Annotated in this window: 11 protein-coding genes; 8 read left to right on the forward strand and 3 right to left on the reverse strand. The window is 39.7% G+C overall.

Annotated elements, in window-relative coordinates:
• Positions 1 to 117: 117 nt before the first annotated feature.
• Entirely contained in the window at positions 118 to 2,187 is a 2,070-nt protein-coding gene (locus tag WG989_RS07835) for a TonB-dependent receptor family protein (RefSeq protein ID WP_340428510.1), read from the reverse strand.
• A 174-nt stretch (positions 2,188 to 2,361) separates the two neighbouring features.
• On the opposite strand from WG989_RS07835, the gene WG989_RS07840 reads away from it, so the two are divergent.
• From WG989_RS07840 to WG989_RS07865, 6 genes are all read left to right on the forward strand, one after another.
• Positions 2,362 to 3,681 (forward strand): APC family permease, encoded by a 1,320-nt coding sequence (locus WG989_RS07840; protein ID WP_340428511.1) that lies wholly within the window; start codon positions 2,362 to 2,364, stop codon positions 3,679 to 3,681.
• Between the two features lie 4 nt (positions 3,682 to 3,685).
• The gene (locus WG989_RS07845; protein WP_340428512.1) at positions 3,686 to 4,033 is read left to right on the forward strand and encodes a VOC family protein; all 348 of its coding nucleotides are present in this window, start codon (positions 3,686 to 3,688) and stop codon (positions 4,031 to 4,033) included.
• Positions 4,034 to 4,042: 9 nt separating this feature from the next.
• Positions 4,043 to 5,212 (forward strand): trans-sulfuration enzyme family protein, encoded by a 1,170-nt coding sequence (locus tag WG989_RS07850; RefSeq protein ID WP_340428513.1) that lies wholly within the window; start codon positions 4,043 to 4,045, stop codon positions 5,210 to 5,212.
• Positions 5,213 to 5,316: 104 nt separating this feature from the next.
• Positions 5,317 to 6,786: a TolC family protein gene (locus WG989_RS07855; protein ID WP_340428514.1), complete on the forward strand. Its 1,470-nt coding sequence runs from the start codon at positions 5,317 to 5,319 to the stop codon at positions 6,784 to 6,786.
• Positions 6,787 to 6,824: 38 nt separating this feature from the next.
• Positions 6,825 to 8,207, forward strand: coding sequence for an efflux RND transporter periplasmic adaptor subunit (locus tag WG989_RS07860; protein ID WP_340428515.1), 1,383 nt, complete (start codon positions 6,825 to 6,827; stop codon positions 8,205 to 8,207).
• A gap of 75 nt (positions 8,208 to 8,282) precedes the next feature.
• Positions 8,283 to 9,359, forward strand: a complete 1,077-nt coding sequence (locus WG989_RS07865; protein WP_340428516.1) for an NAD(P)H-dependent glycerol-3-phosphate dehydrogenase — start codon at positions 8,283 to 8,285, stop codon at positions 9,357 to 9,359.
• A 245-nt stretch (positions 9,360 to 9,604) separates the two neighbouring features.
• Here WG989_RS07865 and WG989_RS07870 read toward each other — a convergent pair whose 3' ends face one another.
• On the reverse strand, positions 9,605 to 10,327 hold the full coding sequence (locus WG989_RS07870; protein WP_340428517.1) for a DUF6962 family protein: 723 nt from the start codon (positions 10,325 to 10,327) through the stop codon (positions 9,605 to 9,607).
• A 254-nt stretch (positions 10,328 to 10,581) separates the two neighbouring features.
• Between WG989_RS07870 and WG989_RS07875 the strand changes: the two genes are divergently transcribed.
• Positions 10,582 to 11,643, forward strand: coding sequence for a hypothetical protein (locus tag WG989_RS07875; protein ID WP_340428518.1), 1,062 nt, complete (start codon positions 10,582 to 10,584; stop codon positions 11,641 to 11,643).
• 12 nt (positions 11,644 to 11,655) lie between these two features.
• Entirely contained in the window at positions 11,656 to 12,444 is a 789-nt protein-coding gene (locus WG989_RS07880) for a hypothetical protein (RefSeq protein ID WP_340428520.1), read from the forward strand.
• Here WG989_RS07880 and hemW read toward each other — a convergent pair.
• Positions 12,434 to 13,570 carry a radical SAM family heme chaperone HemW gene (gene hemW / locus WG989_RS07885; RefSeq protein WP_340428522.1) on the reverse strand — a complete coding sequence of 379 codons (1,137 nt, stop codon included), beginning with the start codon at positions 13,568 to 13,570 and terminating at the stop codon, positions 12,434 to 12,436. The genes WG989_RS07880 and hemW overlap by 11 nt on opposite strands.
• Positions 13,571 to 14,072 lie beyond the last annotated feature (502 nt).

Here is a 14,072-nt window from a genome sequence, read left to right on the forward strand (position 1 = left end):
CTCGACATGACGGTTCGGTTAGTTTAAGTAAAGTTAGAGATGCAAATTTTCAGCGTCTCATCATTTCTACGAAAGAGAAATCTCTGCAATTTCAAACTGCTGAATAAAATGAACCAGTTACTTCTTCTTACATCCCTGAAAAACAGAAATCCCTGCATAGTAATTCCGTCCCGGTGCTACATTGTAAAAGCGATTTACAGCGGCGTTGATGTCATTTCCTAAACTGTAGGTTTCATTAAAGAGATTATCGGCACCAACAAATACTTCAGCACGAAGTTTTCCAAAGTATAATTGTTTGTAGCCAAGTCTTGCACCCAGCAAATGAAAATCACCACCATAAAACGTATTGGCATCATTCAACGGCGTTTTCTCATTGTAGTTATAAGTAACGTTGAGATAAATACCGGGCTTTAGGGTTATATCAACTCCTGCGGCAACGATATGTTTTGGTACACTGGGTAGTTGCTTGCCACTGAAATCGTTGGTGAGCTGTTTAAAATCTTTATAGGTAAAATCGTTATAGGAATAACTCAACCAAACATTTGCTGTTGAAAGAAACGTTTTTTCATCATCAACAATTGCATAGCGGGCAAATGTTTCCACACCATGTTGCCGTGTGCTGCCGGCATTCACAAAAAAATCGGCGCCGCCACCATCTCTGCGTTGCACAATTGTATTGCTGAGGTTAAAGAGAAAGCCATTTACATCCAAAAATAATTTGCGTTTGTAGTTGAAACGGATACCAGCTTCATAGTTCCATCCTTCTTCTGCATTCAGGTTGGTAGAGATAACGCCGGTAGAAGGCAACACTTCAGCAGAAGTGGGGGCAGAGAACCCTTTGGCAACAGACGCATACAACGACAATTCTTCTTTGATCTTTTTCAAAACAGAAAGTCGTGGTGCAATTTCATTATCATACGTTCTGCGTTGCGGATTCAAAGGGAATTTATTCAGCCTTATGATCTCGATCTTATTCTGGTTAATGCTTGCGCCTGCAGTAATGATCCAGCCTTGTGGTAATTTCCAATCGGCTTGTGCAAATACATTCCATAAGAATGGATTCACTTCATCCTCAGTTTGCAGGCTATCGCTTGTGCCATTCACATTCTTATATACACGAATGTTATACCAGCCTCGTTGCAATTCGGCGCCGGCAACAAACTTTAATTCACCAATTACATTGCGTGGAGTAAACGCTAATACTGTTCTTCCACCGGCATGAGGCTCGCTGCGGCGTTCGAAGTTGCGAACGGTTGGGTTTGCAAACTGTGAATAAGCTCCATATAAAGAAGTGGTATTCTTAAACGTTTCCGTGATCTGGAAGTCATGACTCAATCCTGCAAAGAATGTTTCCTGGTTCACACTTGCATTAGCTTGCGCACTCGAAGGAGTAGCACCCACCCTTGGCCTTGCCTGTCTTGGATTGGCCGCAAACTCAGCAGGAGTTAATCCGCCGGGAGTTTGATACGAAAGATCAGCATACATCACATACGTACGGATGCTTTGTTTTTCGTTGAGTGCAAAGCGGCTGTCCCAACTAAAAACTGTGCGGTCGAGTTTTGTCCAGTCACGATAGCCATCACTGTGCAGTCGATTATAGCTGATGGTTTGTTGCGTTGCACCTTCGCCAATACGTACAACAGCATTTACATTACTCAAACCAAAAATGCCACCTGTATAATCAATACCAACACCTGAAGGTTGGTTGTTGCCATTTGTTTTCAGTAACACGGCACCACCGCTGCCGCCACCATACAAACTGCTTGATGGTCCTTTCAATACTTCAACCGAGTTGATATTATAAAAACCCAACAGGTTTAAATAAGTGGAGCCGCCGGGTTCGGTAAACGGAATATCGTTGAGGTATACTTTTACATTGCGCACACCAAACGGCGAACGCAATGAACTGCCACGAATATTTAATCGGTAACTGCCGGGACTTCGTTCTTCCATGCGTACACCGGGTGCCGCATTCAGAGCTGGAACAATCGATGCGTTACTGAATCGGTTCAATTGTTTCTGGCCCACATAACTGATAGCTGCGGGAACATCCATGAGCTTACGGTTCTGTTCAAACGCTGTGATAACGACCTCGCCTAATTCTTTGGAACTGGAGTCGGGTTGAGACTGTGCAAATGAAAAAAGTGCAGCAACTGTTGCAAGCAGAGTTAGTGATTGGTTCTTCATGGAGTAAAAATAAGCAAAAGAGGAAGCCAATAAGCAATCGTTAATGTGCAACAGGCAAATTAATGAGGTGGGGACGAATAAATCACACATCAGCAATCATACATCCGACATCTTTCCTGTGTTTTTGTTTTTAGAATACATAGAAAAGTTATCTTCAACGCCAGAAGAAAAAGCATGAAAACTTCAACCAACAAACTCAACCTGTTTTCGTTTACCATGATCGTTGTAGGTCTGGTGATCGGTATGGGTATTTTCCGTACAGCAGCCACGAGTGCAAAAGATGCCATTGATCCATCGGTTTACTTTAGTGCATGGCTTATTGGTGGTTTGGTGGCCTTATGTGGTGCATTAACTTATGCAGAGATCGGCAGCCGCTTTCCCGTAACAGGTGGTTATTATAAAGTGTTTGCACAAGCCTATCATCCAAGTATTGCCTTTGCTATTAACTGTTTGATCTTAGTTAGTAATGCAGCAAGCTTAAGTGGTGTGGCATTGATCGGTAGCGGTTACTTATTAAAATTATTTCCCGGTGAATGGACAGATATTCATAAGGCGTTGGTGAGCTGTGCGGCGATCGCTATCTTTTATTTTATTAACCTGCGTGGTTTGAAGTTGAGTTCAATGGCGCAGAATATTTTAATGATCATCAAGATCGGAATGATATTGGTGTTGATCGCTGCGTTATTCTTCCCCGATAAATATGCTGTACAGGAAACAACTACTGCAGTAACAACATTCAGTAATATGGACTGGATCAAAAGTCTTGGTGTGAGTTTGATCGCTGTTTCATTTACCTATGGTGGTTACCAGCAAACCATCAACTTCGGGAATGAAGTACAAAACCCCACCAAAAATATTCCACGTGGTATTTTCATGGGTATTGCCATCATCATTGGCTTGTACTTGCTGGTGAATATGAGTTATTATAATCTGGTAGGCTTTCAACAAATGAAAGGCGAACGTGAAATTGCTTACGTGGTGATCGATAAAATATTCGGATCAACCGGTGCTACCGTTTTCTCAGCCTTTTTATTTTTAGGTGTGTTGGCGTACGTAAACGGTTTACTCATGAGCAATCCTCGGGTGATGTATGCAATGGGCGATGATGGAAGTTTGCCAAAAATCTTTGCCAAACAAAATGAAAAGACCAATGTGCTTACATTTTCGTTAACGGTGTTTGCAGCTCTTTGCATCATCATCTTATTCTTTGCGCAGGAGTTTGAAAAAATATTGGCCTTCACTATTTTTCTTGATTGTTTTGGAATGGTATTGAGCAGCGCTACTATTTTCTGGTTCCGTAAAAAGACAAAGCATTTAGATGGTACAGGTATTTATAAAATGAAACTATTTCCATTGATGCCCATCATTTTTATAGCAGCTTATTTGTTTGTAGGAACAAGTATTGCGATTGCCGATCCAACAGCAGCGTTAACGGGGCTTGGCGTATTGGTAACATTTATCATCATTTATTTTATTTTTCATCGAAAAAAATAACAGTATGCTGCAGAAACTCCGCACAGTTATTTATCATACCAACGATCTTGACGCAGCCAAAAGCTGGTACACTTCACTAACAGGTAAAGAACCTTATTTTGATGAAGTATTTTATGTGGGTTTTGATATCAATGGTTTTGAATTGGGGCTTGATCCTGATATGAGCAACACACAAAAAGGCAATCACAGTACTGCCTATTGGACTGTTGATGATATACAGTCAGCCGTTGAAAAAGCAGTGTCAATTGGTGCAACCATTATTGATCCTGTACACAATGTTGGCGGCACAATAGAAGTAGCAATTGTAGAAGATCCATTCGGCAATCATATTGGATTTATAACCGGCGCATAATATTTTATAATGGACATTTCATATATCCTCAACGAACTGGGCGAAGACCGTGAGCATTATTTCAATGCCATTGCGCCACCCATTATACAGACAAGTAATTTTCGTTTTAATAAAGTAGATGAATTGCGTGCTGCATTTGCCGATGAGATGAGTACCTATCTCTACAGTCGTGGATTAAACCCAACAGTTGATATTCTTCGCAAAAAGTTAGCAGCATTGGATGGAGCAGAAGATTGTTTGGTATTCAACAACGGAGCAGCCGCCATCTTTGCAGGCGTACTGGCTAATGTAAAAGCAGGCGATCATATTGTAAGTGTGAGCAAGCCCTATACTTGGGTGCAACGTTTGTTCGATGTGATCTTGCCAAGGTTTGGCGTTTTTACAACCTATGTTGATGGACGGCGAACCGAGAACTACTTCGAAGCTACAAAGCCCAACACTACGTTTTATTATCTGGAAAGTCCCAACAGTTGGGATTTTGCTATGCAGGATATACGTGCTATTGCTGCCTATGCCAAACAACACAACATCACTACGTTGATCGATAACAGCTATTGTACACCCCTTTATCAAAAACCCATCGAAATGGGCATTGATCTGGCGATGCAAACTGCCACCAAGTATATCGGCGGACATAGTGATACATTGGGCGGTGTACTGAGTGGCACTCATGCCATGATGAAAAAGATCTTCGACAGCGAGTACCTCAACATCGGCAGCGGAATTCAACCCTTCAACGCCTGGCTGCTGATAAGGGGGCTGCGAACGTTGCCAACAAGGCTGGAGCGTATCAACCAAACTACCCGGCAAGTCGTCGATTTTATAAAGCATCATCCGGCAATTAGCGGCATTATCTATCCGTTTGATGAAAGCTTTGACCAATACAAGTTAGCCAAACAACAAATGAAGGAGGCGCCGGGGCTGTTTACCTTTTATATAAAAGCTGTATCCCGGCAACAGATTGTAACCTTTTGCGAAAGTTTGCTACATATACAAATGGCAGTAAGTTGGGGAGGCCATGAAAGTTTGCTGTTACCAAAGTGCGCCGGTATTCGGGATGAGGACTTTGATACAGCGAATAAGGAGCATCAGATGATCCGGTTGTATGTTGGATTAGAAGAGGCCGGATATCTGATCAGCGATCTGAAACAGGCATTCGAAAAAGCAGGATTGGGTTGATGTAGTTGAATAATTTCAGAAAACTCAAACCATCATGTGCCCGCTGGTCAAAAATCAATAAATTCGTGCCCCAAACGTCACTATATTGTCATTTTAAACTATATATGAAGAAGATTTCACCGGTTTTACTCTTATCATCCATCCTTGTTTTTATCGGAACTACGTTGCAAGCTCAGGAAAAATGGGATCTCGTTCGTTGCGTAGAGTATGCCATTGCAAATAATGTATCTGTGCGCCAGGCCGATGTGCAGGCTCGTTTAGCTGATCTTACCTACAAGCAAAGCAGACTTGCCCAATACCCCAACGCGAATTTCACCACTTCTACCGGAACAAACTTTGGTCGTGCCGTAAACCCTACTACTAACTTATTTGAAAACACAACATTGTTGTTCCAGCAATATGGGTTGAATGTAAATGCATTGTTGTTTAACTGGAACAGTGTAAAAAACGGCATCCTCAGTTCAAAATATAATGTGGCTGCAGCCAATGCCTCTGTTGAGAGTACAAAAAACGACATTGCCTTATCGGTAGCTACAACCTACTTGCAGGCATTGCTTTCAAAAGAGCAGGCAAAAATTGCAGAAGTACAGATGCAATTAACAAGAGCACGTTTAACCGATACACGCAAACGGGTAGATGCAGGCTCCTTGCCTGAGTTAAATGCATTGGAACTGGAGTCGCAATATGCTGCGGATAGTGCGAATTTCATTAATGCTTCTACTACAGCGCAACAAACGTTGCTTACGCTGAAGGCAACCTTGAATCTTGATGCAGCGCAACCATTTGATATTACAGAGCCACCGGTTGCAATGATACCGGTTGAAAATATTGGTGATCTGCAGCCGGATGTTGTGTATAATATGGCTTTGCAAACACAACCACGGCAACGTGTAAACGATCTTCGTATCAAGTCTCTTGAAGCAAATGTAAAATCGATCCGTGGCCAGTTTTATCCATCCATTTCTGCATTTGGAGGATTGGGAACCAATTTTGCCAGCCCCAACAGTAAAGTAACCGGATTTAACTTCCTCGGATATGATCCCATTACGCCGCTTTCGCCAATTGTGAATGTAGGAGGTACCAATTATTTTGTTCAAAGTCCTGATGTTGCCATACTATCTTCTAAAAAAGGTTTTGGAGAAATGTGGTCAGGATGGGGTACTCAAATGAATCAGAACTTCCGTCAAAATATCGGGATTCAGATATCTGTTCCCATCTTCAACGGAGCAACGGTACGTACCAATTACAATCGTTCAAAACTTGAAGTGCAAAATGCAAAGCTGATAAAGGAACAGGCCGATATGCAATTGAAAAATGATATTTATCAGGCTTACAATGCTGCTGTAAATGCAATGCAACGATTTAATGCAAGTAAGAAAACCCTCGAGGTAACAGAACGTGCAAATGTATTGGCGCAAAAACGTTATGAAGCAGGATTGCTGCAAACAATTGAATTGATCACGAACCAGAATAATTTATTCCGTGCACGCATTCAAAATATTTCAGATCAGTTTGATTATGTATTCCGCATGAAAGTGCTGGAGTTTTACAAAGGACTTGGTTTACGTTTATAAGCGAATCACTATTTTAAATAAGGAATTAACAACCGAATATGAATAAGAAAATCTGGTGGACCATTGGAATTCTCCTGGTAGTAGCCACCACCCTTCTCATCCTGAAGAAAAAAGAGATCATTGGAAAAAAAGAAGCAGTAAAAGTTGCCACTGAAAAAATCATCCGTCGAACCATTATTGAAACAGTTAGTGCAAGTGGTAAAGTGTATCCTGAAGATGAACGTAAAGTAAGCTCCGATGTGAGTGGGGAAGTAGTAGAAATGTATGTGGAGGAAGGCGACAGTGTACGGAAAGGTCAACTGTTGGCGAAAGTATTTGCCGATGTGTTAACTTCTGCGAAAGACCGTGCAGCATCAGTTGTAAATCAGCAACAGGCACAGGTAGGTAATACAGAAGCATCACTCAAAGCATTTGAAGCTAGATTAACACAAGCGAAACAAAGCTACGATCGCCAGAAAAAACTGTTTGATGAAAAAGTAATTTCAAGAGCTGAGTTTGAACAGGCAGAAAGTGCTTACCTCACTGCAAAAGCTGATCTGGATGCAGCAAGACAAACCATCCGCAGCGGTAAAGCAAGTGTGCAAAGTGCACAGGCCAGTTTAACAGAGGCACAAAAAAATCTCTCACGTACAGGCATCATTTCACCAATGGATGGTATTGTTTCATTGTTGGCGGTAAAGAAAGGTGAACGTGTAGCAGGTAATAGTTTTAGCCTTGGTACTGAAATTATGCGTGTTGCTGATATGAGTAAAATTGAAGTGCGGGTTGATGTGGGTGAGAATGATATTCCAAAAGTGAAGATCGGCGACAGTGCCATTATTGAAGTGGATGCATACAATGATCGCAAGTTCATGGGTGTGGTTACACAAATATCCAGCAGCAGTACATCAGCACAATCAGTTGCAGCCACCGCTACAGGTGATGTAACCAATTACAAAGTGTACATCCGTATCGATCAATCATCCTATGCCGATTTAATTGATCCGGTAAAAGGAAGAAATCTTCCCTTCCGTCCGGGTATGAGTGCAAGTGCAGATATTATGACTACACGCCAGGAAAATGTGTTGGCAGTTCCCATCCTTGCGGTAACAACAAGAGATAAGAATGAAGCAAGCGCCGTAGCAAAAGCAAAAGAAGAGCAGGATAAAAAGAAAGCACAGGGTCAGGAAGTAACAACTACCAACAATGCCGTGGTGACCGATGAAATGGAAGAAGTGGTATTTGTAATAAAAGCTGATGGAACTGTTAAGAAGGTAGCCATTCGTACCAATATTCAGGATAATGAATACATTGAAGTAATGAGTGGATTGAAAGAAGGAGATGAAGTGGTAAGTGCACCGTATAATACCATCAGTAAAACACTGAAAGATGGCATGAAAGTGTTGGTGGTGCCAAAAGATAAAGTATACGACGAAAAATAAATTCGAAAAAAGTAAAGCTAAAATCCCGCCAACAGGCGGGATTCTTTTATTTTAGATGAACTGAAAATCAACTGCTTGAAAAAAGAAGAACAGAATCAACGTTTTGCGATGATCGGGAGCGGCAGTTTTGCCACCGCCCTTGCCAAGATCCTTAATGGAAACGGTGTGCATTTGCATTGGTGTGTGCGTAGCCAGCATATCATTGATCATGTAAAAAAATATGGTCACAATCCCAGTTATCTGCGGTCGGCTACATTTCAAAACAATCTCTTATCGCTTAGCACGAATCTGGAGGAAACCATTCAGCAGGCCGATTACATTATACTTGCTATTCCATCAGCCTATACAGAAGAAGTGTTGGATACGCTGCCCAAAGATATTTTTCATGGTAAAAAGATCATCTCAGCTATCAAGGGCATTATGCCTCGTGGAAATATATTGCTCAACGATCATCTGAAAAATGAGTTTGGCTTTGATGTGAATGATTATTACACCATCATGGGCCCATGTCATGCAGAAGAAGTGGCATCTGAAAAATTATCCTACCTCACGTTTACCGGCATCAATCAAACCACTTCACAATGGATCGCCGATCAGTTCCGCAATCATTATATCAATACTGTTATTAATGATGATGTATATGGTGTGCAGTTTGCCGCTATCCTCAAAAATATTTATGCGTTAGGAAGTGGTATTGCACATGGTCTTGAGTATGGCGATAATTTTTTAAGTGTACTCATCGCCAATGCGGCCGATGAGATGGCGGGCTTTCTGCGCAAAGTAGGTATCCGCAATATGGAAGTGGGTGTACACAAAGAGCCGATACCCGGTGTACAGTTAATGAAAACATCGCTCCGTAAATCGGCCAACTATGCTGCCAGTGTGTACATGGGCGATCTGTTGGTTACCTGTTATTCACTGTACAGCCGTAACCGTACGTTTGGAAATATGATCGGTAAAGGGTTTAGTGTAAAAGCTGCACAACTGGAAATGAATATGGTGGCCGAAGGTTACAATGCCAGCAAATGTTTTTTTCATATCAATAAAGAAGTAGGTGCTGATATGCCGATTGCTACAGCGATCTATTCTATTCTTTGGGAAAATGTACAACCGGCCGTTGCGTTTGAGCAGTTAGAGCTGGTGTTGATTTGAGTTGTGTCGACACATCTGAAAATACCTGACACATTTGTCAAAAGAACAGGAAGCCTTGTTAAAATTCGTTCTTGCAGTAAAAGCTTTCTTTTCTCTTTGTAACTTTATACAAACAAAAAAACGATGCCTGTTTCTTTTACCGGTTTTGGCGCCTGGGTATTACTACTGATGCTGGTGGTGGGCATTGTTCAGCATGTACTTTCAAACAGAAAGCCAAAAAAACACTTCTTCTAAGTACTTCTTTTTTATTTATTATTTGATGGCGTTAATTCTTTGCTGATTTCGGTTTGCATGCTGTAAGCTGCTTTGTAGTAATAGTAAATGGCAGCCGTCATTGCCAGATGACTTACATCGTTGTAATTAAACCACTCGTTAATGCCCAGTTGAAATGCATGACAGAGCATTGCTGCGATTCCCCATCCTGTGGCAATAAATAGGTTTACCAAACCGGGATCTTTTGTTTTGAGATACATGTAAAACATAAAGCAGAATACAACTACAAACAAACCGTAGATGGCATGCAGAATCACGTACACAAAGTTTAATGTATAGAGCGAAAGAAACATAAATGCAAGGATCTCTATATAATTCAGCGTTGAAAAAAAACGGCCGACTGAAAAGGGCAGTACAGTGCGTCCATGACGGATAGCAGCCCGTTCAAAAAAGGCTACTGCAGCCATACTCAAATACCATCCCGGTACTTTTCCATACATGCCGGTGGCATACAGAAACGCATGTCCAACTACGCCGCCAACAATTGTAGCAATTCCCATCAACAGAAAAAACAAACTGATATACCTGTGTACCGGCGAAAATTGAGTGAGCTGTTTTTTTCGTAAACCATAGTATGCATAAAAACAAACGGCCGCAATAATAAGATTTGTAAGAACCGTAAACGGTTCAAGTATGGTGATGCCAAACCATTCAACACCCGGCATACGGGAAATATCAGCAGCTGGCTGAAGCATGAGCGATCTTGGTTTTACAGTGAGAGATCATCGCGGCTTCTTCAATTTACGAAATAACCTTCGTTGTTGCAAGAGGGTGAGAATGAAAGCTGATGAAAAAAAGTAAAAAATATTAGGAAAATTGAAAAGGAGTTTTTAAGTTTAGTATCTAAACCTAACAATTATGAAAAAACATCTCCAAGCAGCTTTTGCTGTTTTTTTTTACTTTCACTTTGATATCTTCTTGTCAAAAAAACTCACGACATCATGACCTCTTGACTCAGGAATCTGGTTCCAAATTGACAATATCTATTGCTAGAGAGTGGTTTAATAATATTTACCAACAAGGCAATTCTTCAATTGGTTTAAAAAATCAAAAAAAAGAATTTAGCCATATTGAAGTAGTATGGGACAAATCACATGCCTTTGAAGATGATGAATTTTGGGTAGTCGAATCACCTTTATTGGAATCCACAGTACATTATTTGAAATTCAGGAATGATGATTTTCACGAAAGCGAACCAAGGTTATTGATTTTAAAGGATAAAAAAAAGGGAAATATTTTTTGTATAAAAATGAATATTCAATCTAATACCACAAGTGAGTATAACCAAGGTTTTTATAAAAATGTTCCGAAAGATTTTTCTGGATCAGTATTTTTCTCAAGTTTAAAGAATCAAATTATTTGTGGCTGGGAGTATAAAAATGGTGGCACAACTAGACAAATAAAACCAATTGGAAAAAAGGTTAACAGTAGAATTGACGATCCCAATAATGACTGTATAACATATATAGTTGATACTTATGAGCGTACATGTTTTGATAATTATTGCAGTGAATGGACTTTAGTGAACTCTCAAGAAGTTAATACTTGCCCAAATTCAGGTGGAAGTGGCGGTGCATTCGAAGATGTCGACGAAATTATTTTAAATAACTTTAAGGAGAATTTCGAAATGATAGCTACCGCAAAAGATATCGTTTCAACAACTATTTCTGTAAATGATACGCTTAGAGTAAAACGATACAAGTGGATTGCGGCAGAAGCAGCCACTATAGTAGCTCAAAGTTCAGAAATAGGTCATCATAGGAGATCAGGTCCGAATGTTAGCAACTGGACTTGGAAATCTTTAGCACATGAAAGGGTTCAGGTTCTCGGAATTATTATAGGGGGGTCTGTTAGTATTACAAATGATATTGGATACCCCACTATTGGCACTTATAATTCAGCCATGTCTCTAGCATTTACAACAAATTACTCGTGTATAATTCCCAATAAATCCCCCATCTCTTGGTCAATGGAGTATAATACAACGGCATATATTAATATTAATGATTAATGTGAATTCAATATGAAAGTTCTGTTTTTGATTTTACTAGTGCTTGGTTATCTGATTAGTGGCTCTTGCTATAATGCAAAAAAAATGAAAATTGAAAACAGAACTTTCATATTAAGAACACAGTTTACGGTTGTAGGGATAAAAAATGATACTGTGTTTGTAAACAAAATAGAGGATAGTGTTTTTATTAAGGAGTATCATGGATTTCGAGTGATATTGACTTCAGTATTAGAAAGCACATCCAGATTGGATTTTGATAGGGCTGGAAATTTTTTAGGACAAAGTGCTATGGGTGGTCAAACAAGAAAATATATTCTTAATGTCATTAAGAAAAGTGACAGTCTTGGTAATCGATATTATGATATGAAGTTATCTAATATTAGATCTTTTTCTAGTGACTCGTTCTACAGGGTAAAACTATTCAAAGGAGTAGATTTTTTTGATCCTGAGTTATACAAGGAGGTGAAATCAGAAACTTTCTCTGATGAAAGTATAGTAAATACATATTTACCTACAAATAGTACAAGTAAGGAAAAAATTGATACTTTGCGATTTCATTTTACAAAGCGTACGTATAACGATTTTATTTCGTTTTCTACTTTTTTAGAAGATAAACAAAAAATGAAAATAAATAGAGTTGAGTATTCATTCAAAGAGGATGAAGTTACTTATAGTCCCCGTATAATACCTATGCGACAGATGATATGGGAATTGGTTGAAACGGAAAAAATACCTAATGAAGAGGCTATAAATAGATTTCTGAGTGACAGTTTGAAGCTGAAAACTTATGCTAAGATGTGAAAAAGCAACTTGCCGAAATATTGTCAGCAAACAATTTGCCAGTTTTAGTAAGTATTAGGTGATTGCTTCTCAATACAAGTAAGCCTTTACTGATATGGTCTGCTGCATTACGACTTAATTCAGTTATTTTCTCTTGTCCAAATTTCTTTGTAATATGGTTCAGATCACAACCTTCCATCAACCGTAAGCTCGTCATGATGTATTCATTCAACTGTTGCGTTTCAGTCAGTTCTTCTTTTTCAAACGGGATGATCGCTTGTTCCAACGATTGAATGTATTGCTGATTATTGGCAACATTCCATTGCCGGCTGTTGCCGTTGAACGAATGTGCCGATGGTCCAAGACCAAGATAATGTGTACCGTGCCAATAACTGCTGTTGTGTTTGCTTCGGTGGCCGGGTTTTGCAAAATTGGATATTTCGTAATGTTCAAAACCTGCTTGTTGCAGATGATCCATCAGCAATAAAAACTGGCGACTTTGTTGTTCGGGGTCAACATCCTGTTTTTGATGCTGACGTATCTGTTTATCTAACGGTGTTTTTTCTTCAACCGTTAATGCATAGCAGGAAAGATGATTGATGTTTTGTTGCAACACCCAGTTTAAATTATATAACCACTTCTCATCAGTTAGTCCGGGAGTACCATAGATCAGATCAACCGTAAAACTATCGAATCCTGCGGCTCTTGCTTTGCTGATCACTTGTTTTGCTTCATCAGAGGTATGTGCACGGTTCATCCAGCGAAGATCTTCCTCAAACAACGATTGGATACCAATACTGAGACGATTGATGCCGAGTTGTTTCCAACCTTTCAGCTTATCATCATTTACATCATCGGGGTTTGCTTCTAATGTAATTTCAGCAGATGGATCAATGCTAAAATGCTGATGAAGTTGCTGCATGATCATTTTCAATTCATCAATTTGCAGAATGCTGGGTGTACCTCCTCCGAAATAAATTGTTTCGACAGTTTGACCCTGGAGATAGCCGGCTTTCGATTGAAGTTCGATCTCTTTCAATAAAGCCTCAACAAAATCGTTCTTATAGTGCAGACTTGTACTGAAATGAAAATTACAGTAATTGCATGCCTGTCTGCAAAACGGAATATGAATATAAATACCAGCCATTGCTTTGATTAGTTATAAACTGGTATATAATGCCCTGATTCTTTTTAAATACGCCGAGTAACAAAGTATCATGATAACAGTTCGATAAAAAAATTAAATCCGTTAAGTTTGGATCTTACTTAGATATATACCCAAAAGTACTATCAAAGGTATGCGCAATTATGAGTTTTTAAATATTCAGGTTGATAAGGATTGCCCGAAGAAAGTGAAGCGGATTGCAGAGGCAGATAAGGAACTACGAAAGCCGATTCAATCAATCATGAATAACAGAGTATCAGCTGATTTTTTTACAGCATGGATACAAAGCTTCGGAAAGTATAAATTACAATTTGCTGAACTAACTGGATGAATGCCTGCAATATGCAAAATGTAATCCTTCGAGTGGAAACCCGCAGATACGACAAGCTTTTAATCGTATGCCTTTAAAAAACAATCCAAAGTTTTTGCTTCTATAGTTAACGGTACTTAATTCTCCTGGAGACTCGTGACCTTTTTATACCCG

The sequence above is a fragment of the Lacibacter sp. H407 genome (assembly GCF_037892605.1).
In the GTDB taxonomy this organism is placed as follows: domain Bacteria; phylum Bacteroidota; class Bacteroidia; order Chitinophagales; family Chitinophagaceae; genus Lacibacter.

Excerpts from the sequence above, each read along its gene's own strand:
- WG989_RS07845 (WP_340428512.1), top strand. The coding sequence starts at position 3,686 with ATGCTGCAGAAACTCCGCACAGTTATTTATCATACCAACGATCTTGAC.
- WG989_RS07850 (WP_340428513.1), top strand. The coding sequence starts at position 4,043 with ATGGACATTTCATATATCCTCAACGAACTGGGCGAAGACCGTGAGCAT.
- hemW (WP_340428522.1), bottom strand. The coding sequence starts at position 13,570 with ATGGCTGGTATTTATATTCATATTCCGTTTTGCAGACAGGCATGCAAT.
- WG989_RS07840 (WP_340428511.1), top strand. The coding sequence starts at position 2,362 with ATGAAAACTTCAACCAACAAACTCAACCTGTTTTCGTTTACCATGATC.
- WG989_RS07860 (WP_340428515.1), top strand. The coding sequence starts at position 6,825 with ATGAATAAGAAAATCTGGTGGACCATTGGAATTCTCCTGGTAGTAGCC.
- WG989_RS07855 (WP_340428514.1), top strand. The coding sequence starts at position 5,317 with ATGAAGAAGATTTCACCGGTTTTACTCTTATCATCCATCCTTGTTTTT.
- WG989_RS07870 (WP_340428517.1), bottom strand. The coding sequence starts at position 10,327 with ATGCTTCAGCCAGCTGCTGATATTTCCCGTATGCCGGGTGTTGAATGG.
- WG989_RS07835 (WP_340428510.1), bottom strand. The coding sequence starts at position 2,187 with ATGAAGAACCAATCACTAACTCTGCTTGCAACAGTTGCTGCACTTTTT.
- WG989_RS07880 (WP_340428520.1), top strand. The coding sequence starts at position 11,656 with ATGAAAGTTCTGTTTTTGATTTTACTAGTGCTTGGTTATCTGATTAGT.